At 47.9% G+C, this 20,674-nt stretch carries 19 protein-coding genes, 6 tRNA genes and 1 pseudogene; 21 read left to right on the top strand and 5 right to left on the bottom strand.

From position 1 onward, the window contains the following. Positions 1–10 precede the first annotated feature (10 nt). From QZ375_RS10440 to abc-f, 4 genes are all read left to right on the top strand, one after another. On the top strand, positions 11–781 hold the full coding sequence (locus tag QZ375_RS10440) for an ABC transporter ATP-binding protein (protein WP_295218766.1): 771 nt from the start codon (positions 11–13) through the stop codon (positions 779–781). Positions 782–832: 51 nt separating this feature from the next. After that, positions 833–1,495 carry a response regulator transcription factor gene (locus QZ375_RS10435; RefSeq protein WP_295218763.1) on the top strand — a complete coding sequence of 221 codons (663 nt, stop codon included), beginning with the start codon at positions 833–835 and terminating at the stop codon, positions 1,493–1,495. A gap of 89 nt (positions 1,496–1,584) precedes the next feature. Further along, positions 1,585–2,709 (top strand): HAMP domain-containing sensor histidine kinase, encoded by a 1,125-nt coding sequence (locus QZ375_RS10430; RefSeq protein WP_295218761.1) that lies wholly within the window; start codon positions 1,585–1,587, stop codon positions 2,707–2,709. Positions 2,710–3,020: 311 nt separating this feature from the next. After that, on the top strand, positions 3,021–4,943 hold the full coding sequence (abc-f, locus tag QZ375_RS10425; RefSeq protein ID WP_295218758.1) for a ribosomal protection-like ABC-F family protein: 1,923 nt from the start codon (positions 3,021–3,023) through the stop codon (positions 4,941–4,943). An 88-nt stretch (positions 4,944–5,031) separates the two neighbouring features. Here the strand turns inward: abc-f and QZ375_RS10420 are convergent, their stop codons facing one another. Further along, the gene (locus QZ375_RS10420; protein WP_295218756.1) at positions 5,032–6,351 is read right to left on the bottom strand and encodes a hypothetical protein; all 1,320 of its coding nucleotides are present in this window, start codon (positions 6,349–6,351) and stop codon (positions 5,032–5,034) included. A gap of 354 nt (positions 6,352–6,705) precedes the next feature. Here QZ375_RS10420 and QZ375_RS10415 point away from each other — a divergent pair. The 9 genes from QZ375_RS10415 (at position 6,706) to QZ375_RS10375 (ending at position 9,850) form a co-directional block, all read left to right on the top strand. Continuing rightward, positions 6,706–6,781 (top strand) — tRNA-Thr (locus tag QZ375_RS10415). A gap of 25 nt (positions 6,782–6,806) precedes the next feature. Further along, positions 6,807–6,880 (top strand) — tRNA-Gly (locus tag QZ375_RS10410). A 93-nt stretch (positions 6,881–6,973) separates the two neighbouring features. Beyond that, entirely contained in the window at positions 6,974–7,462 is a 489-nt protein-coding gene (locus tag QZ375_RS10405) for a GNAT family N-acetyltransferase (RefSeq protein ID WP_295218754.1), read from the top strand. Positions 7,463–7,670: 208 nt separating this feature from the next. After that, entirely contained in the window at positions 7,671–8,447 is a 777-nt protein-coding gene (locus tag QZ375_RS10400; RefSeq protein ID WP_295218752.1) for a hypothetical protein, read from the top strand. Between the two features lie 275 nt (positions 8,448–8,722). Further along, positions 8,723–8,798 (top strand) — tRNA-Val (locus QZ375_RS10395). Between the two features lie 3 nt (positions 8,799–8,801). Further along, positions 8,802–8,878, top strand: a tRNA-Asp gene (locus QZ375_RS10390). 2 nt (positions 8,879–8,880) lie between these two features. Beyond that, positions 8,881–8,956 (top strand) — tRNA-Gly (locus tag QZ375_RS10385). 3 nt (positions 8,957–8,959) lie between these two features. Continuing rightward, a tRNA-Cys gene (locus QZ375_RS10380) sits at positions 8,960–9,034 on the top strand. A gap of 93 nt (positions 9,035–9,127) precedes the next feature. Continuing rightward, positions 9,128–9,850, top strand: a complete 723-nt coding sequence (locus QZ375_RS10375) for a PIN domain-containing protein (RefSeq protein WP_295218749.1) — start codon at positions 9,128–9,130, stop codon at positions 9,848–9,850. Positions 9,851–9,922: 72 nt separating this feature from the next. Here the strand turns inward: QZ375_RS10375 and QZ375_RS10370 are convergent, their stop codons facing one another. Next, a complete protein-coding gene (locus QZ375_RS10370) occupies positions 9,923–11,110 on the bottom strand; it encodes an enhanced serine sensitivity protein SseB C-terminal domain-containing protein (RefSeq protein ID WP_295218746.1) in 1,188 nt (395 codons plus the stop codon). Positions 11,111–11,382: 272 nt separating this feature from the next. Then, positions 11,383–11,568 (bottom strand): 50S ribosomal protein L28, encoded by a 186-nt coding sequence (rpmB, locus tag QZ375_RS10365; protein WP_295218744.1) that lies wholly within the window; start codon positions 11,566–11,568, stop codon positions 11,383–11,385. Between the two features lie 383 nt (positions 11,569–11,951). On the opposite strand from rpmB, the gene QZ375_RS10360 reads away from it, so the two are divergent. The 8 genes from QZ375_RS10360 (at position 11,952) to metA (ending at position 18,069) form a co-directional block, all read left to right on the top strand. Continuing rightward, a complete protein-coding gene (locus tag QZ375_RS10360) occupies positions 11,952–12,629 on the top strand; it encodes a site-2 protease family protein (RefSeq protein ID WP_295218742.1) in 678 nt (225 codons plus the stop codon). A gap of 4 nt (positions 12,630–12,633) precedes the next feature. Further along, complete coding sequence (locus QZ375_RS10355) at positions 12,634–13,380, top strand: segregation/condensation protein A (RefSeq protein WP_295218739.1); 747 nt, start codon at positions 12,634–12,636, stop codon at positions 13,378–13,380. Positions 13,381–13,400: 20 nt separating this feature from the next. After that, positions 13,401–13,976 carry an SMC-Scp complex subunit ScpB gene (scpB, locus tag QZ375_RS10350; RefSeq protein WP_295218737.1) on the top strand — a complete coding sequence of 192 codons (576 nt, stop codon included), beginning with the start codon at positions 13,401–13,403 and terminating at the stop codon, positions 13,974–13,976. A gap of 15 nt (positions 13,977–13,991) precedes the next feature. Beyond that, positions 13,992–14,654 (top strand): hypothetical protein, encoded by a 663-nt coding sequence (locus tag QZ375_RS10345; RefSeq protein WP_295218734.1) that lies wholly within the window; start codon positions 13,992–13,994, stop codon positions 14,652–14,654. 14 nt (positions 14,655–14,668) lie between these two features. Next, positions 14,669–15,085 (top strand): GerW family sporulation protein, encoded by a 417-nt coding sequence (gene ytfJ / locus QZ375_RS10340; RefSeq protein WP_295218731.1) that lies wholly within the window; start codon positions 14,669–14,671, stop codon positions 15,083–15,085. A 63-nt stretch (positions 15,086–15,148) separates the two neighbouring features. Beyond that, positions 15,149–16,309, top strand: coding sequence for a D-alanyl-D-alanine carboxypeptidase family protein (locus QZ375_RS10335; RefSeq protein ID WP_295218727.1), 1,161 nt, complete (start codon positions 15,149–15,151; stop codon positions 16,307–16,309). Positions 16,310–16,325: 16 nt separating this feature from the next. Continuing rightward, on the top strand, positions 16,326–17,087 hold the full coding sequence (locus tag QZ375_RS10330; RefSeq protein ID WP_295218724.1) for a pseudouridine synthase: 762 nt from the start codon (positions 16,326–16,328) through the stop codon (positions 17,085–17,087). Between the two features lie 34 nt (positions 17,088–17,121). Next, positions 17,122–18,069, top strand: a complete 948-nt coding sequence (metA, locus tag QZ375_RS10325; protein WP_295218722.1) for a homoserine O-succinyltransferase — start codon at positions 17,122–17,124, stop codon at positions 18,067–18,069. A gap of 91 nt (positions 18,070–18,160) precedes the next feature. On the opposite strand, the gene QZ375_RS10320 is transcribed toward metA, so the two are convergent. Then, positions 18,161–19,402, bottom strand: coding sequence for a permease (locus QZ375_RS10320; protein WP_295218719.1), 1,242 nt, complete (start codon positions 19,400–19,402; stop codon positions 18,161–18,163). Positions 19,403–19,798: 396 nt separating this feature from the next. After that, positions 19,799–20,674, bottom strand: a pseudogene (locus QZ375_RS10315) (hypothetical protein); the annotation flags it as partial.

Genomic DNA, 20,674 nt, shown 5'->3' with positions numbered 1-20,674 from the left:
GGATTTTACAATGAATACGGTTTTACAGACAAAAGGACTTTGCAAGACATACATCGTGAACAAGCACCAGAACAATGTGTTAAAAAACGTCGATCTGACGATCAGCGAAGGCGAAATGGTAGCGGTCATGGGACCGTCAGGCTCTGGTAAGAGTACGCTGCTCTACTGTGTTTCGGGAATGGACAGAGTAACGGCAGGAGAAGTTATTTTTAACGGCAGGGAGAACGCAAAGCTCAGTGACAAGGAGCTTGCACGGCTCAGACTCGATGAAATGGGCTTTATTTTTCAGCAGATGTACATGATGAAAAATCTTTCGGTGCTTGATAATATCATTCTTCCTGCGGTAAAGTCGAAAAGGAATAGGTCGAGCCGCAGGCAAACCGAGGAGCGTGGCAGAGCACTCATGCGCAGACTTGGCATTGACGATGTGTGTGGCAATGATATTAACGAGGTGTCGGGCGGACAGCTTCAGAGGGCTTGTATCTGCCGCAGTATGATAAACAATCCCAGGATGATTTTTGCTGATGAGCCGACAGGCGCTCTCAACCGTGCAAGCTCCGATGAGGTGATGAACGAGCTGCTCTCTCTCAACCGTGACGGTACTACGATCATGTGCGTGACACACGACCCAAAGGTAGCCGCCAAGTGCAGCAGGGTGCTGTATATCGTGGACGGCGGTATCGTGGGCGAAAAGGAAATGGAACACTTTGACGGCGGTGACAAGGAACTTCGTGACCGTGAAAGAGAACTGAATAACTGGCTTATGGAACAGGGCTGGTGATCCTTGCAATATCGCCGCTGATATGGTACAATACTTGTAGGTGGTGATCTTATGACCGATATTCTGATAGTGGAAGACGATAAGGAACTGGCAGACTTGCTGACTGACTTTCTGCGTGAGGAAGGCTACACTGTGTCGAGCGTGGACAGCGGAGAACGTGCCGTACAGCTCTTTGAACGATATGGCGCAAGGCTTGTGGTGCTTGACATCAATCTCCCCGATGTGAACGGCTTTGCGGTATGCTCAAAGCTCCGTGAAAAAGCCGATACGCCAATACTTATCGTCAGTGCAAGGACGGACAAGGAGGATAAACTCAGCGGATTTGACCTCGGTGCGGATGATTATATTGATAAGCCTTATGATATCGATATTCTTATCGCTAAGATAAAAGGCATTTTTAAGCGGCGGTATCAGCGTGAGATATTGTCCGCAGACGGTGTGACATTAAATCTCGCTGACCGGACAGCAGTGATCGACGGTGTGCCTGTTGACTTGCCGACAAAGGAATTTGATCTGCTTACATTGCTCATAGAAAATCAGGGCAAGGCTCTGAAAAAAGAGTATCTGTTCAGCACAGTCTGGGGCAGCGACAGCGAATCAGAACTGCAAACACTCCATGTGCATATCAACCGTCTGCGACAGAAGCTGGGCGACGATCCGAAGAATGCAAGGCGTTTGCTGACAGTCTGGGGTGTGGGGTATAAGTTCATATGAGAGCGTTCAGAAGACTATGTATCGCAGTGGTAATGATTTTTCTTTTGCTGACAGCAGTGCTGAATTTTGCTCTGATAAGGCGGGAAAAGATGATTGATGGCATTTACCGTGTTGAAGCAAAACGCCTTGCCGATGAAATAACAGAAACGGGCAGCTATAACATTGAAAAATATCCGCATATCACGGGAGTGTTCACGGCTGATGACGGTGAGCTATATTCCTCTGACGAACATTATCTTATCATCGAAGTAAACGATACGCTCTACCGTATGGAATACACCATAGACGATAAGCAGCACGGAATACTTATAATCAACTGCGTTCTGTGTGCTATTCTTTTGATGATGGTCGGCTTGCTTCTATATATTTACAGGTATATCATCACACCTTTCGGTAGACTGAATGATGTTCCACAGGAGCTTGCAAGGGGCAATCTTGCCGTGCCGATCCCCGAAGAAAAGAGCAGATTTTTAGGCAGATTTACATGGGGCATCAATCTTCTGCGTGAGAGCATTGAGGACAGCCGTAAGAAAGAAATCACCATGCAGAGGGACAAAAAGCTCTTGCTGCTCTCCCTTTCCCATGACATCAAAACGCCTTTGTCTGCGATAAAGCTGAATGCAAAGGCACTCTCAAAAGGCTTATACAAAGATGAGGAAAAACGCCGCAGTGCTGCCGAGAGTATCAACGCTCGTGCCGATGAAATTGAAGGCTTTGTGAGCGAGATAACCAAGGCGGCAAGCGAGGACTTCATGAGCTTTACAGTTGTTATGGGCGAGGAATTTCTTAGCCGTATCGTTACAAGAATCAGTGCAAGATACACGCCCCAGCTCGCTATGTCAGGGACGGAATTTATCATACAAAAATACGATGACTGCATTCTTTCCTGCGACCCTGACCGATTGGCTGAATGTCTGCAAAACCTGATTGAAAATGCGATGAAATACGGTGACGGAAAACGCATCGAGCTAAGCTTTGATAAAATGGACGGCTGTGCGCTTATCACGGTATCAAATACAGGCTGCACGCTGGAAACAAAAGAGCTGCCGCAGATATTTGAGAGCTTTCATCGGGGTAACAATGCCGACAAGGTGCAGGGCAATGGTCTGGGGCTCTTCATCTGTAAAAGGCTGATGTCGCTCATGGGCGGTGAGGTCTATGCACATATTCGTGACGAGTGCTTTTGTGCGACGCTGGTTGTAAAATTGGCGTAACATTTCTCCGCAGCAATATCGGAGTCAGGTTCTGCGAAATTATTATAATTCTTGTGCGGTGCGCAGCGATTTCAAAAACAAGTCTAGTACAAAATCACATATCGTCTATCATCGCTGTCGGGATTATTCCTGACAGCGATTTTTATATCATATTCTCGTGTCCTTTCAATAGGTTGATTGAAGATTAGTATTACTCTGGTATTACCCGGTATTACCTTGCATGTTTTTTAGAAAAAAAGAGTTGTATTTTCCTTGCAGATATGCTACAATAAAATTGTATTGTCTAAAAACATACGAAGGGAATGGAATAAATGCTTCTGCGTCTGACAGATATCAATAAATTTTACAATGGAAATCAAGTTCTCTCTCACGTGTCTATGACGGTGGAGGATCACGACCGTATTGGTCTCATCGGTGTGAACGGCTGTGGTAAATCCACACTGTTACGTATTCTCACCGGAAACGAACTGCCTGACCATCTGGTGGAAGGCGACGGCGAGGTGGCTCTCTCCGGTAAAACTAGTGTGGGTTATCTGGAACAAATGGGCGGTCTGGATCGTGACAGCACCGTCTGGGACGAGATGCGCAGCGTCTTTCGTCCTCTTTTGGATACCCAGGAGCGAATGCACCAGCTGGAAGAAGAAATGCAGTCCGGAGATCTTTCTGTAGCGGAGGAATACCATCGTCTCCAAACCTGGTTCGAATCCAATGACGGTTATCAGATCGACGTGAAGATCCGTACCGTGCTGAACGGTATGGGTTTTTCTCAGGAGACATATTCCCGTGTCATTTCCGGATTCAGCGGCGGCGAAAAAACTCGTCTTGCCATTGCCAGACTTCTGTTAGAAGAACCGAACCTGCTGATCCTGGACGAACCTACCAACCACCTGGATTTCAAAACGGTCATGTGGCTGGAGGATTATCTGAAAGATTATAAAGGTGCACTGCTGCTGGTCTCCCATGATCGCTATTTTCTGGATCGTCTGTGTACCAGCATCTGCGAGATCGAACGCGGCGTGCTGACTCGATATAAGGGCAATTATACGGCATTTACCCAGCTGAAAGAGGCTGCTGTGGCCCGTCAGTGGAAAGAATATGAGATGCAGCAAAAGGAAATTGCAAAGCTGGAGGACTACGTGGCACGGAATCTCACCCGTGCGTCCACTGCCAAAAGTGCCCAGAGCCGAGTGAAGCAGCTGGAAAAAATGGAACGTATTGGAAAGCCTGTTTCGGCACAGAAACAGGCGAGGGTTCGCTTTACTTATGAAATTGACCCGCCAGTGGAAGTACTGAAAGTGCAGGATATTGATATTTCCGTGGGCAGCGGTGCAGAGCGGAAGATCCTGCTGCCCCAGTTATCCTTTGAGGTGCGTCGGGGCGAAAAGTGGGGCATTATCGGCGACAATGGCATCGGAAAATCTACGCTGCTGAAAATTCTTCAGAATATGCTGCCCCACGAAGGAAAGGTACGCTGGACAAGCAATATCAAAATTTCTTACTTCGAACAGGAAAGTACCAATCTACACCCGACGAAATCGGTTATGCAGGAGATACACGACCGTATTCCGGCATGGACAGATCTGGAGGTTCGGAAACTTTTGGGGCAAGTGCGTCTTACGGGCGATAATGTGTTCAAACCTGTGGGGGTTCTCAGCGGCGGCGAGCGTGCTAAGGTTTGTTTTGCGGTAATGATGTTGGAGCACGGCAATGTGCTGATCCTGGACGAGCCTACCAACCATCTGGATATTGCCATGAAAGAGGTGATTGAGGAGGCAATGCAGGAGTTCCCGGGCACGCTGCTTTTTGTATCCCATGACCGTTATTTGCTGGATAAGGTAGCAGATCATATCCTGGAACTGAAGGCGGACGGCGCCAATACCTACACCGGTGGTTTTTCCGCATGGCTGGATGCGCAGCAAAAGGCATCGGCTGTTCCGGAACCGCAGGAGAATCCACAGTCTGTCGGAGAGATGCCAAAGCAGGAAAAACCGGCTTATCGTTCTAAAAAGCAGCGTGCCCAACAGGCAAAGCTGCGTGCGGATCTGCGTGTACTGGAACAACGTCTGGACAAGATGCAGACGGAACTGGATCAGCTGACTATTGAAATAGCAGACGAAGCTGTTGGCAGTGATTATCAGTTGATGCAGGAAAAGTGTGAGCGCATGGAAGAATTACGTGTTTCCATGGAGGAGACGATGGAGGAAATGATCTTATTGGAGGATGAATTGGCGTAATGTCTCCCAGTAGGAGATAGGTACAAAACAAAGACCCCGACGAAGATATGTGATCTTCGTCGGGGTTTCCGTATGAAAGATGAAATTTTTACTTATCCAGCTTTTTCTTTTCGTCTTCGAGCATAGCCAGAAGCTCGTCTACAGAAGCGGTTTCATACTTGTTTTTCTTTGGTGCAGAAGGTTGTGCCGGTGCTGCCGGACGTGTACTGCGTACACTGCTGCCGGAGGACAGGCGGCTGGAACCCAGGTTCCGTGCCTCTTCCGGCGAACTTGCCTCGTGGCTGCCGCGATAAGTAGAAACCGGCTCTTCGGAAATGGGTGTATTTGCTGTGTGAGAAACAGCACCGGTGCCGAATGTGCTTGTATTGCTGCGTGTGCCGAAGGTGGCAGTGTTGGAAGATGCACCTGCATGAGAGCCCTGATAGCCATTATCCTGTGCATTTCCGCCCAGCGGAATCTGATCTTCCGGATTGGTATAGATCGGAATATCATGCTGTGCCTTGAACTGCATGGTACGTGCCTTTTGATACGGAGAATTGGGGTTTACTGCCTTGCGCTCGAAGTTTTCTGCGATAGAAGAACGTTTTTGCTCAAAAGAACGGTTCGGTGCAGCATCTGACGGGCGGAACAAGGGCGAACGTCCGCCCAATTCCTCATCGTCATATGCGGAGTCGGAATCATAAGAATCCTCGCTGTAAACCTCGTCATAACTTTCTTCAAAAGCAAATTCGTCATCGTGTCTGCCGTTAGCACGTGCAATGGCAACGATGAGCATGATCACCAGGATCACGCTGGGGAGTACCAGCAGTGTAAGAATGCCAGGAACACCTGTTGCAAATTTAATGTAGGAGTACAATTCGCCGCTTTCATAGGTACACTTACCCAGAATGTTATTTACGGTAATAGGCGGTTCTGTACCTACAGCGCTTGTCTGCATGGTAGTGGGGTAATATTTCAGCACGCCAGACTCGTCCTGCTGAACATTATAGATCCGACGTACAGCAATACGTTCGGAATCCACATCTGTAGAGGTGTCGTCCGGTGCCAGAACGCAGAGAACGGCATTGTTTTTTGCAACGGGATCAGATTCATCATAAACCGAAGCAATTACTGCTGTATACTGATGGATGGAAGCGGCAGCACTTTCACTGTCTACTGTTTGGCTGGGGTCTGTTGCTGCTTCCTGAAGTCCGGCTGCGTTGTCATCCAAAGAGGTGACACCTGTTGCAACAGCTGCTCCGGAACTAGCTTCCATAACATTGCTTTCCATTAAATAAATGTAGTGCCCGAAGATTTTCGGTGTGTCGCTGCGGGAGAACAGAATGTTTGTGGTCAGTGTCACTGCAACGACCAGCAGGAGAAGTATCGCAAGGACAATTGCGAGAATCGATTTGGATTTCTTTTTCATGATGCTACCTTCCTTTTTCACGAAGTGGTGGTTTTAAATCTATTATAACATATCTTTTCAGCAATTTCAATTCTTTTTTTGATTTTTTCGCCGAAAAAATACAGGAGAATGAAAAAGATAATGTTTCTTTTTCGCAGGGATTCAGATTCCATAGCACTTGGCTCTGATTTAACGGGGGTCTGAAACAGATTTCTTTTATTATAACACATCCGTTTTCAGATTTCAATTGGATTTTTGATTTTTTTGATAATTTTTTTGAAACCTCTTGACAAACGACGAAAATGTGGTATAATAAAAAAGTACTTTTCTTCTGGAGCTGTTTTGATTTAATTTTATTTACTAGATATTGGAACTGCTGGAATAGCTCAGTTGGTAGAGCAGCGCATTCGTAATGCGCAGGTCGCGTGTTCAAGTCACGTTTCCAGCTCCAATTTTTCTGCGTATACGCAGAGCCTGCGAGCGTAGTTTAGTGGTAAAACATCAGCTTCCCAAGCTGAGGTTGCGAGTTCGATTCTCGTCGCTCGCTCCAGATAGAATGTGAAAACACGTGATCCATGTGCAGCTGCCATTGGATTACGTGATTTTTTTGTGCTTCAAAAGTAGAAAGGAGAGGATTCCGAAAATGGACGAATTGAAAATTGTGCCTTATTCGAAAAAAGATTTGGCAGGAATTATAGAAGTCTGGAACGAAGTAGTGGAAGAGGGAAACGCATTTCCTCAGGAGACACCTATGACAGAGCAAGAAGCGGATGCGTTTTTTTCGAAGCAGGATTTTGTGGGCGTGGCGTACTATAAGGGACAGGTGGTTGGGCTGTATATTCTTCACCCCAACAATGTGGGCAGATGTGGTCATCACGCCAATGCCAGCTATGCAGTCCGTTCGGAACTGCGTGGCTTGCATATCGGAGAGTGCTTGGTGCAGCATTCTCTGGAACAGGCAAAAAGACTGGACTATCGGCTGCTGGTATTCAATGTAGTCGTAAAAGGCAATGACCGTGCAGTGCGGCTCTATGAAAAGTTGGGATTTGTGAAAGTAGGAGAGCTTCCTGGAGGTTTCCGACGAAAAGACGGAACATATGTGGATACGATGATCTTTTATCACACGTTGTAATAAGTATATTGTTGATTATTGCAAGATGGGAACGGTTTTTTACAGAAAATCAGCGCTTTATACAAAACCAAAAGAGGAATGTGGTGTGAAGTTTGTGCAAAAAACATCTTGCATCCGGTGCTGAAATTTAGTATGATAATTATAATGTGCAGATTGTAGGGTATGGTCTGCACACAAACATTTTTATTTGAGGAAATGAGGAAATAATATGTTGAAAACAAAAAAGATCCTGGCATTTTTGCTGGCATCCGCTATGATGTGTGCTGCTTTCACAGCATGCGACGAGTCTGAATCCGGCTCAGAATCTTCCAGCAAAGCTGAGTCCAGCGCAGAGGAATCCAGCGAGGAAGAGTCTAGTGAAGAAGAGTCCGCAGCAGAAGAAAGCTCTGCACCTCAGCAGGTTCAGACTGGTGATTTCGAAGAAGCTGTTGTACCGCAGTCTGGTGATGCTTATCTGAGTATGGCTGACGGTCAGTGGTGGCTTCAGTACACCGGCAGCGACGCAGATTATCTGACTTATGATGCCGGCGTTGTACCGATCACCGGAAATGGTGACTACACTGTCAGTGTTACTGTTGACACCAACTCAATTCGTTATGATGCAACTGGTGACGTTAACGGTGAACTGATTGCAAACGGTACCGCCTTCATGGCTGTTCAGATTATGGACGGCGCAGATGCAACTCCGAACGCAGTTATTGATGTAACTGCTGTTAAGGTTGACGGCACAGAGATTCCGCTGACCAAGAAGAGCTTCACCAACACCGAAGAGACTGAGATCGACGGCACAAAGCACAATAATATCCGTTCTAACATCTTCAACGAGTGGGTTCCGGATGACAGTCTGCCGGGCGATGCAAGAAGCGCAGAGGGCAACATTGCAGATCTGGCCAACAAGGCAGATTATTCTGCAACCATTCTGGATCCGTCTGCGATTGGCGACTGGACAACCATCGAGGTAAACTTTACTGTCTCTGGTATGTAATTTTTGATTTTTGTACCAATATAAGAAAACTGTTTGTATCCGTGGGGTGCAGGCAGTTTTTTTGTGTCTGACGGATCCTGGGACGTAAATTTTTCTCCCTATCTATATATTAACTTTCTGTAAACGATTAAGGAGAGTCGAAAATTCCACGTAATTTCGGTACTTTTTCGGATTTCGGGGGCTTGAAAAAATTTTGAAAAAAGCCTTGACAAATCATCTGAGATGGTGTATAATAATATACGTCGCTGAGAGATGCGATGCTGAAAAGAATGGATGGAAGCTTAGCTCAGCTGGGAGAGCATCTGCCTTACAAGCAGAGGGTCATAGGTTCGAGCCCTATAGTTTCCACCACATGGCCCGGTAGTTCAGCTGGTTAGAACGCCGCCCTGTCACGGCGGAGGTCGTGAGTTCGAACCTCATCCGGGTCGCCAATGCGGATTTAGCTCATCTGGTAGAGCGCCACCTTGCCAAGGTGGAGGTAGCGAGTTCGAGCCTCGTAATCCGCTCCAAACGGCGCTATAGCCAAGTGGTAAGGCAAGGGTCTGCAACACCCTGATTCTCCAGTTCAAATCTGGATGGCGCCTCCAAAGTGCAGCGAGAACGCATTGGGCGTTCTCTTTTTTTATATCTATAACTATTTTTTACAGTATATGAAATGAGAAGAGCCGCAGGAGGAAACGATGGCAATTTACCTGGTTGATTATGAGAATGTATATATTGAGGGACTGACGGGGCTGGAACGGCTGAAAAAGACGGATGAGGTTGTGATTTTCTATACCCAGAACCGCTGTGGTCTGACATTTGAACTGCATCGCCGTTTGATCTCCTGCCGTGCAGTCTTGCGCCTGATGGAGGTTACAGCCCTTTCTACTCGGAAAAATACGGTGAAGAATGCACTGGATCTTCAGCTCTCCATGTATATCGGCTACCTGGTGGGCAGCCGTCCCAAAGAACCGCTGTATATTATTAGTAAGGACACGGATTTTGATTTGGATCTGACGTTTTTTGCCCAATATTTGCAGGAAGGCGGCGCATCCTTGTCTATTTGTGCTACCATTGAAAATGCTCTTGATGGTGTTTCGGCAGTGAATACGGCACAGATGCTGGAAGAAGCTGCAAAGGAGGCAACACAGGAGGAACAGTCTGCTCCTGCCGCTAAAAAGAAAAACGGCGCTGTTGTGGTGTTCTCGAAGGCACTTCGAGCACGTGTGAAGGAACTGCTGGAAACGGAGGACAAACAGGTGGTCAATCGTATCTGCGCTATTCTGACGGCGTCTGAGGATCTTTTGTCACTGAATAATCTGCTGTCAAGATATTATCATGATGGAAAACAGGTGAAGGAGATTTATCACAAGCTAAAACCTTCTTTTAACGCTTTGCGGGAATTAACCGCGGAACAGTAAAACAAAAATCAAAAACCGCCTTTCGGTATTCACCGGAGGCGGTTCGCTTTTTATGTGAAAATCAATACGGTGTTATGCTTCGTAGAAAGGTACCTTGCCCTCTGTGGCTTTCTGGCCAATAGGCGAGTTCAGCGGAGCTACAGCGCAAGGGCTGTTGTATTTCTTAGCGATCTCAGCAGTTCCGTCTGCAATGGCACGGACATCTGCCTTAGGAGTCAAATCCAGAATGACGATGTAGCCATCAGTACTGTTTGCCTTGACACCATTCAGATAGGCGGTCTTGACTTCCGGGATGCCCTTGAAGTGTTCTTTCAGTTCGCCAACCATGTCCATAGGAATATTTTTCAAATCTTGTAAAACAAGCTGAGGCTGGATGGCAATTGCCTGTTCCTTGCTGAAAGACAGCCCCATGGTAAAGGGATCCAGAACAATGCCAGCAGCTGTGCTGCGCTGGTCGGAAAGCATGGCAGTATAGTTTGCCATAGACATGGGAACGGCCTTGCAAGAAGGTGCGCCCACCCATTTTTGCAGTTCCGATAGGCTGGTGAACAGGGGCATGTACTTTTTATCATCGTGATTGATCATGATAAATTCAGCTTGTGCACTGACTTTTTCGCCTGCTTTTGCAGACTTGGGCAGTTCCATCAGCACCGGAGCAACGAAACGAGCCTTGCGCATTGCATCGAACAATTCGTTCTGTGCCTTTCCGGATTTTTCTTCTTTCAGCTTGGCGGCTGCGATGACTACATCCGGGTTTGTGATTTTTTCAGCGCCGAACAATGCAGTGATAGAGCGATTGGGGTTTGCCTGAGTCTGATTCAGCTGAATGCCCTTCATTTCTGCCATTTTATTGCGCTGGAGAACAATATTCGCTTCAGCTGGGTTGATTACGATGCCGCGGATATCAATATTCTGCTTGAGCAGAATATCGCAGTACTGGTCAAATGTAATTACCATGGTTTCTGCTTCCGGGTCATTTTTCCACTTGAGGAATTCCAGCCAGTCTGTGAAAGCGGGGAAGAACTTTGCACCATCCTTGTTGGAGACTGCCGTCAGGGATGCCTGGAGCTGGCGCTGACCATTTTCATCCGGTTCAACCTCGTCGAGGGAATTACGCAGAGAGATCGGTGCAATAAAGGATGCTTCTTTGATTGCGTCCAGCATTGCTTGTTCTGTCTGTTTGTTTTGCTGTTGTTTAAACTCTGCCATTGTGGCAACCAGAGTTGGGTTTTTGATCGTGGGTTTTTTCAGTTGTGCCAATTCGGTTCACCTCATCCAAAAATTATCGCCCGGAAATGGTACTGCGCCGTTTGTTTCGCAGATATTTACAGGGATATTGTTAGTATACCACATTCCGTAAAAAAAAGCAAGGGAATTTTCACAAAAAATCCTGGGATGTTTTGAACTGTTTTGAAGGAACACGGAAGAATGCCGGGCAAATGAGGAGCAGTTTACTGCCAGAAACAGAAAAAACCGGAAAACAATAGCTTTTCGCTATCATCTTCCGGTGATTTTTCATGTAAACAGAGACCTTACGCACGTTCTACTTTGCCGGAGCGCAGGCATCTGGAGCAAACGTACATATGACAAGGAGTTCCCTTCACAATCGCTTTTACACGCTTTACGTTCGGCTTCCATGTTCTGTTCGAGCGTCTGTGGGAGTGAGAAACCTTGATACCGAAGGTAACACCCTTTCCGCAAATTTCACATTTAGCCATCCTACTGCACCTCCTTACACGAGCTTGCATGCCAAACTGCCCCCCTTGGGCAGCCCGCAAACTAACATATCTATTCTATCAGATTTTTCCGAAAAATGCAAGCTTTTTCTTCGAATCTTTCGAATATTTTTTCAAAGCATAGAAATCTTAAAACTATTTTGCTCATCCGCTCTATAATCCATGATAATACACGATTTGACTTTCTTTTCATGAAATACGATATAACGGAGAAACAGATATTTTTCAGGGAAAGAAAAACAAAACTGAAAATTTTAAGGGATGTATCAAAATAGACTTGAAATTCAGGGTGCAATCATGTATAATAGTACTCATACCATCATTTCAATACGGGTGCGGAAAGTACCGCAGAAAGGAAGGCTTGCATGGGAATTATCAACAACTTTTTACATTTGGATCGTTATACCATTCTGGCACGTGTCGTTATCATTTTGCTGATACTGCCGCTTCACGAGTTTGCCCACGGCTGGGTTGCCCGGAAATGCGGTGATGATACTGCAGAAGCCAGCGGCCGTCTTACTTTGAATCCCGTTGCACACCTGGACCCGTTCGGCTCTGTTCTCTTGCTTCTGACTGGCTTCGGCTGGGCAAAGCCGGTGCCGATCAATCCGGCACGCATGAATAATCCCCGGCGCGGCATCATCTGGACATCCCTTGCCGGTCCATTTTCCAATTTGCTGGCAGCATTTGTAGGTGTAGTTGCGCTCCAGATCGTTTTCCCATTTTATGCAATAAGCAGCAGCACGATAACGACTGCATTATATTATTTTTTATCCGGCTTTATTTCGGTAAATATTTGCCTTGCTGTGTTCAATCTGATCCCTGTTCCGCCTCTGGACGGCTCCAAGGTACTGATGATGCTTTTGCCCTATCAGAAATCCATGTGGATCCAGCAGCACCAGCAGATCCTATCTATTGTGCTTTGGGTATTGATCCTGGTCGGCGTGTTGAGTATACCCATCAGCTGGATCTCTGATTGGATCATAGACTTTTTCATCTGGGCGACGAATTGGATCGGTACATTGGTGCAGATGGTGATGTGAATTCATGCAGACAATTTCATTTAAACTGGAGGTTTTTGAAGGCCCTATGGACTTGCTCCTGAGCCTGATCTCCAAGCATAAGCTGAATATTTACGATATTGAGATCTCCAGTCTGCTGGAACAATATCTGGCGTATATGGATCAGTGTCGGGAACAGGACCTGGAACTTGCCGGTGAATTTCTGGAAATGGCGGCACGGCTGATTTATATTAAAACAGCGTCTCTTTTGCCCCGCCCGGAAGAAGCACAGAAGGAAAAACAAGCACTCCAGGGCGCATTGATTGAATATGCGCTCTGTAAACAGGCGGCGCAGCTTCTGGCGCAGCGTTTCGTAGGCGGACAGATCTTTGTCCGGAAGCCCATGCCTGTAGAAGTGTCTCCGGCATATGCCAGAGCACATTTGCCCTGTGTCTTGCTAGAGACCTGGAATGCCATGGGGCAGAAACGTTTTGCACCTCAGGACAATGCCCGGGATCGTCTTCAGCGTGTGGTAAGTCAGCCTGTAGTTTCTGTGATGTCCAAGGTGGTTTATGTGATGCGGAAGGTGTATCACAACGAGCATGTTTATTTTGGCGAGATCTATGCAGATGTTCGGGAGCGTTCCGCACGGGTCGCCCTGTTTCTGGCAGTGCTGGAACTGACCAAACACGGACGTATTGGCATCAGTGAGGACGGCACTTATCTCTACCGACGGACAGATCGCCCGAAGAAAGGCAGAAATCATCTTTCAGATTTGCCTGAAGAAGAATAATTGACAGGAATGGGGGCATTATGATGGAAGGAAACACCAGATCACCGCTTTGTATTACCTTAGAAGCGGTTTTGTTTGCCAGCGGCGAGCCGGTGACGGTAACTCGTCTGGCACAGGCGTGTGAGGCAAGTGAAATTGCTGTTACAGCCGCTTTGAAGCAGCTTGCACTGTGGTATGACGAACAGAACAGCGCCATTTGTGTACAGCAGCTGGGGGATGCCTGGCAGATGTGCACTCGCCCGCAGTTCGCCCCGGCGATCCAGCGAGCAGTGGAGACGAAAAAACAGGCTCCCCTTTCAGCAGCAGCCATGGAAGTGCTGACCATTGTGGCATATAACCAGCCGGTGAGCAAGGGCTTTGTGGAGCATGTTCGTGGTGTGGACAGCAGTTCGGTGGTGAATACTCTGGTGGAAAAGGAACTTCTTATGGAAGCTGGCCGCCTGGAAGTACCAGGACGTCCCATTGCCTATGCCACAACGCCCCATTTTCTTCGCTGTTTCGGACTGAATTCCCTGGACGAGCTGCCGCCGCTTCCCATTTTGGCGGCAGAAAACCAGTCGGGATCTGAAGAGACACAGGAGGCAGCAGAGCCGTAAAGGAGGGACACGCCCATGACCGGATGGCTGATTGCATTAGGTATTGTGCTGTTGCTGCTGGGACTGCTTCTGATGCCGCTGGTGATGACAGTGGAGCATGATGATTCTCAGGGACATTCCTTCTGGAAGCTTTCCTGGCTGGGGATCTCTCTGTGCTCCAGCGAAAAAAAAGGCTTGTTTCAGCGCTCGCCCAGGAAAAAGTCAGAGAAACACAGGAAAAAAGAAAAGCCGAAGAATGCGGAAAAATCAAGCTCCCGCACGCCAAAGCAGTATTGGGAGACATTCCGGGATGTGACAGGTATCCTGCCACGTCCTCTGCGTATGCTCTGGAAGGGAATCTCTATTCGGGGTCTTGAGATCATGGCGCAGGTGGGGCGTTTTGACGCCAAGGAATGCGCCGTGGCGTATGGCATGACAAATGCCATGGTTTATACATCCCTGGGCGTGCTGCAAAGTACCATGCGTGTGAAGGTGCGCCGGGTTTTCGTCCAGTGTGCCTTTGGGCAGGAAGAAAGCCAGTGGACTGTCCGGGGAAAAGTGCATTTTTGTCCCCTGGCGGCAGTTGCAGCATTGTTTAGCTTTGCCATAGGATATCTCATGCAGCAGCAAAGAAGAGACGTGCCGCCGCAAGGGACGCATCAGAAGAAACAGTTTGCCCGAACAGGGGCAGAGAAATAAAGGAGGCAGCAATTATGCAGGAAAAACGTCAGATTCAGGATCTCATGGGTGTTACCATGGAAAAAATGCGTGAAATGGTGGATGTACAGACCATTATCGGAGATCCCATTGTGGTTTCGGATAAGGTGACCATTATCCCGGTTTCCAAGGTTTCTTACGGTTTTGCTTCGGGCGGCTCGGATCTTCCGGCAAAGTCCAACCCAAAGGATCTCTTCGGCGGCGGTGCAGGTGCCGGCGTGTCCATTCAGCCTGTGGCATTTCTGGTGGTGCAGGAGGACGGTGTGCGCCTGCTGCAAATGGATGAAGCAGGTGATGCATTGAGCAGTGCCATCCGTTCTGTGCCGGAAGTGGTAGACCGTATTAGCGGTCTTGTCAAAAAGGGCGGTAAAAAGGAAAAGGAAAGCGACATCTCGGACGGACAAGAGAACTGAGCCATATTTGCCGCTGAAACTGCATATTCTATTGTAGTTTAATGCAGAGGAGTGCGTAGCAATATGCGGCAATGGATGAAAAAATGGGTGGGCGCCATGATGGCAGTATGTTTGACTGTGACTGGCAACCCGAAAATTTCAGCGGCAGCGGAAATCTCTGTTTCGGCGCAGTCTTGCATCCTGATGGAGGCAGTGACTGGGGAGATTTTATACGAAAAGCAGGCGTATGAACAGCGTCCCATGGCAAGTACCACGAAGATCATGTCCACACTGCTCTGTATTGAGAGCGGCGATCTGGACACGGAATTTGTGGTGGATTCCGACGCCATCCATGTGGAAGGTTCGTCTATGGGTCTGGTGGAGGGTGACACTGTGACAAAGCGTGCCCTTTGCTATGGAATGCTCTTGCCGTCGGGCAACGATGCTGCCGGTGCGACTGCGGTGAAAATTGCCGGCAGTTACGAGGCTTTTGCCGATCTCATGAATGCAAAGGCGCAGGAACTGGGCATGACCCAGACCCATTTTGTCACGCCGTCTGGATTGCACGATGACGAGCACTATTCTACGGCATATGACATGGCGATCCTGACCGCAGCGGCACTGCAAAATGAGACTTTCCGGGAAATTTGCGGACAGTCACAAGCGCAGGTCTGTTTTGGTGATCCGCCTTATGAACGGTGGCTCACCAATTCTAATAAGCTGCTGACCATGGATGAAACTGTGATCGGTGTGAAAACCGGCTTTACCGATGAAGCCGGGCGCTGTCTGGTTTCGGCATGTGAACGCAATGGAATCACTCTGATCTGTGTGACGCTCAATGACAAAAATGACTGGGACGATCATCTATCATTGTACGATTACGGTTTTTCGCAGTTACAACCCACAGAGGTGACCATGCCTCAGGACTGGCAGCTTCCTGTGGCTGGCGGCGAAACGCAGAGCGTGTCTGTTCAGGCAGAGGAAACTCTGACTGTGGGAACACGAGACGGAGCTGTGCCGGAACTGGAATATCAGTTGGAGACAGAGCCGTTTCTCTATGCGCCGGTGACAGCTGGACAGCGTGTAGGCACTTGGACTGCCCTGCTGAACGGCAGAGAGGTGGCAGGTGGTTCCCTCTGCGCAATGCAGGATGCGGCGTATCGTACTGCTGCCCCCGAAATGGAGGAAAATCCATCCCTGCCGCAGCAAATCTGGAAAAAAATCAAAAAATGCTTTAATGCTTGAATAACAGGAGAAAGATGTGGAAAAGATTCGAATTCAAAAATTACTGGCAGATGCCGGATATTGTTCCCGGCGCAAGGCAGAAGCCCTGATATCTGCCGGAAAAGTAAAAGTCAATGGACATCCGGTGAAATTGGGTGACAAAGCGACGCTTGCTGATCTGATCACAGTAGGCGGCGAGCGTGTGTACTTGCCGCGAAAGAAGCAGTATCGTTATCTGATGCTGTATAAACCCCGGGGCTATGTGACAACAACCTCGGATGAGCTGGATCGCCACTGTGTTATGGATCTGCTGGAAGACGTGGAAGAACGTGTCTATCCTGTGGGACGGTTGGATAAGGACTCAGAGGGTCTGCTGCTGTTGACCAATGACGGCACATTTGCCAACGGTATTATGCATCCCAGCCGTCATATCAGCAAAACCTATCGTGTTACAGTTCGCCCGGATGTGACGGAGGAACAGCTCATTGCCCTGTCCAGCAGTATGGAACTGGACGGCAAAATGACCCAGCCGGCAAATGTTGTAGTAAAGACGAAAGAGCCGGGACGTGTGGTGCTGCTTATGACGATTCACGAGGGCAAGAATCGCCAGATTCGTCGTATGTGCGAATCGGTGGGACTGGAAGTGGCACGCCTGCGCCGGATCAGCATTGGCCCGTTGAAGCTGGGTATGCTGAAACCCGGTACATACCGGGATCTGACAGCGGACGAGCTTCGTGCTTTGCGTAATGCCATGGGCAAGGGTGAGACCGTTGTTCCGCAGAAATCAAGAAGAAAATAAGCCGAATTACAGGCTTTGAGAGGAGGACAAGCAGATGCCGATTTGTATTTCGCCGGATTTGCCGGCATATCGTATTCTGGCAGAAGAAAATATATTTGTGATGGATATTGATCGTGCAGCACATCAGGATATCCGTCCGCTGCGTGTGCTGGTGCTCAATCTCATGCCGAAAAAAATTGAAACGGAGTGTCAGTTCCTTCGCTTGCTCAGCAACACACCGCTTCAGGTGGACATTGAGTTTCTGCATGTATCCAGCCATATCAGCAAAAACACATCCCAGAATCATCTGGCGACGTTTTATCGTACATTTTCCGAGATACAGGATCAGTATTATGATGGCTGCATCATCACTGGTGCGCCCGTGGAACACCTGGAATTCAAGGATGTGGACTATTGGCAGGAGATCTGCACCATTATGGAGTGGACAAAGCACCATGTATTTTCCACTATGCATATTTGCTGGGCGGCACTTGCCGGACTGCATTATCACTTTGATATCCCGAAGTATAATCTGCCTCAGAAGATATTCGGCGTGTTTCCACAGCATGTGTTGGAGCCTCGCTGTCAGCTGCTGCGAGGGTTCAATGATGTGTTCAATGCACCTCATTCCCGTCATGCAGAGGTACATCGAGAGGATATTGAGAAGGTGCCCCAACTGCGGATCCTGACGGAATCGGAATTGTCCGGCGTGCATATTGTTGCGAACAATAATGGCAGGCAGTTCTTTATCACGGGGCATTCGGAATATGACAGGGATACTTTGAAAGGGGAATATTTTCGGGATGCGGAAAAGGGGCTGGATATTGCCGTACCTTATAATTATTTCCCGGATGATGATCCAACAAAGGAACCTCATTTCAGCTGGGGATGCAGCGCCAATCTGCTGTTTTCCAACTGGCTGAATCACTGCGTATATCAGCTGACGCCTTATGATCTGACTTCTTTGGAGGTCTATAACTGGGATTGGGAAGCCGGTCTGTAATAGATAAAATTTTGTAAAAAAAACCGCCTGCATCGGAGAGCCGAGGTGCAGGCGGTTTTTGATATGTGATTCACCAGACTGGTGAATTATTTTAGAGATATGTCAGGAACTGCGAAGCCAGAACTACGGAAATCAGTGCAATGGGGTAAGTTGCTGCATAGGCAGAAGCAACATTGGACGTGCCGGTTACATTGATCAAAGCACCCAGCGCCGGTGTACTTGTCATACCGCCGCAGAGGGAGCCAAGGTTGTTGAACAGGCTCATCTTCAGAACGAACTTTGCAATAATGAAGCCCAGGATCAACGGAACCAGTGTCATCAGTGCGCCGTATACGAACAGCATCGGGCCGAATTCTGAAAGCGTGGAGACAAACTCACGGCCGCCGTCAACGCCGGCACCTACCAGGAACAGGATCAGACCCAATTCCTGGAAGATGGATACCACATGCTCGTCTACTTTCAGGCTCAGCTTGCCGATTCTGCCGAAGTGCCCAAAGATCAGACCCATGATCAGCGGACCGCCGGTCGTTCCCAAATTGAAAGACTGGTTGTTGCCCAGAGGAATGTTGATGCAGCCCAGGATCAGGCCAGTGACAACTGTCAGTGCAAATGCACCCAGGCCAAACTTGTCCATTTCGAACAGCTTGCCTTTGGATTCTTTCTTAGTACCCTGATCATTGCTCATGAGCAGTGCACGTTCTTTGTCCATATCTGCATGGAGCAGACGAGGCATGATCTGTACAAATAGTACAACGCCAATAACGCCAAAAGGATATGCAACGCCGTGACCGACTGCGATCTGGTCATAAAATTCTGTGCCTTGGAGCACTTCCTGTGCAGCGGCAAATGCCGGTGTACTGGTCAGTGCGCCGGACAGCAGACCAACGCTCATTGCGGAATTCATATCCGGTACCAGGATGGTGACCAGGGCACATGTACCTGCGCCGGACAGAATGATGATCAGACCCAACAGAACATAGGACTTGAAGTTCTTCACCAGATTCTTAAAGAATGTGGGGCCGGCGATGAGACCGACGGAGGTGACGAACAGGATCAGACCGAGATTCTGGGTCATACTGAAATAGGGCTTGATGCTGGCCCAGCCGCCAGCTTCGCTCCATTCTGTGATATTATCCAGACCCAGCTGCATAAAATGTCCTGCCACCAGTGCAACGATGAAGATTGCTGCACTGCCTAGTGTGACGCCCTTGATTGAGATCTTGCCGATCAGATAGCCGATGGCAATGATAGCAAATATGAAGAATATGACCATTGCCATTGTCTTCATGTTAAACAGATTCACACCAAGGACTTCGAGAAAATGAAAATTCATGAAAACCTCTCTCCTCATTGAAAAAATAAAACGATATGCAGAGGGCTCTCAAAACTCTGCATATGCAGAGGAAATCGCAGATGCAATAAAACAATGTAGATTGTGCCAGATTGCATCTGCGGTCTCCTTAACTACATTATTATACATGATTCTTCTTTTTTTGTCAATGATGTAAGGGGACTTTTCTCAAGAATGTATAAAAATGATAGAAATCCCTGGATTTACGATGCTTTTCAAGGAAAATGTCACAAAATTCGAAGAATTGCGACTGCTTCGGAAACTCCTCATTTTTTACATGGCTGACACTATGATGAAAACGGAAATCCGGAGGAATCCCGCATACATGAAAAGGAGCTGCTGCACTTTTTGTTGGTGCAGCAGCTCTCTTTGTGTTATTTATACCAGTTCATCCCAGGAAACATTTTTTCCAACAGATTGGCTTGCATAATACAGCAGGATATAATAGGCATCATTGGCGTCAATGGTGCTGTTACCATCGATATCCAGCAGCAGAAGCAGCCATCGGTTTACGGAAGGATCTTCATGGAATACGCAGTCCGTAGCCCCTACGGATTTTTTTGCATAGTATTCCAGTACCAGGTAGGCGTCATTCGCATCTACCAGTTCGTCTAAATTGGCATCTCCACGCATTTTTGGGAGAATGTGGCTTACTGTCGTTCCTGTGGTAGTAGTTTCTGTAGAGGTGCTTGTATCAGTCGTGCTGGCAGTCGTATTGCTTGTAGTAGACTGGGATGTGGTGGAAGAAGTGTCCGCGGTGAGATCTGTTGTGGTATATGTTGTTGTTATTGTTGCTGTCGTTTTGGAAGTTGTTGTCGGATTGGTATCTGAGCTGCTTACGGTCGTAGTAGCTCTCGTGCGGCTTGTAGTAGTCGCTTCCGTTGTAGTAGTGGATTGTGTGAAGGTCATGGTATGCGCAGGGGGGCGGGTGGTCGTAGTTGTGCTGTTCTTTGAGGTAGATGTTGTGCTGGTTGTTGTATCCGTTGTGGTCGTTGTTGTGGCAGAGGAAGATGTTGTAGTTGTTGTTATTGTAGTCGTTGTTGTCATTGTGGTGGTTGTTGTTTCCGAAGTTGTTGTTGTCTGAGTAGTCGTTTCTGTCGTAGTTGTTGTGGGCTGAGTCGTAGGACTTGTTTTGGTTGTCATTGTTTCAGTTGTTGTTTGTGATGTAGTAGATGTAGTAGTTGAAGTAGTAGTTGTTGTAGCAGAAGAAGTACTGGTAGTAGTAGCAGTGGTAGTAGTAGTAGTAGTAGTAGT

The organism is Ruminococcus sp. (assembly GCF_019417665.1).
Classification (GTDB): Bacteria; Bacillota; Clostridia; order Oscillospirales; family Ruminococcaceae; genus Ruminococcus_C.
This window is presented reverse-complemented; position numbering and strand designations above follow the sequence as displayed.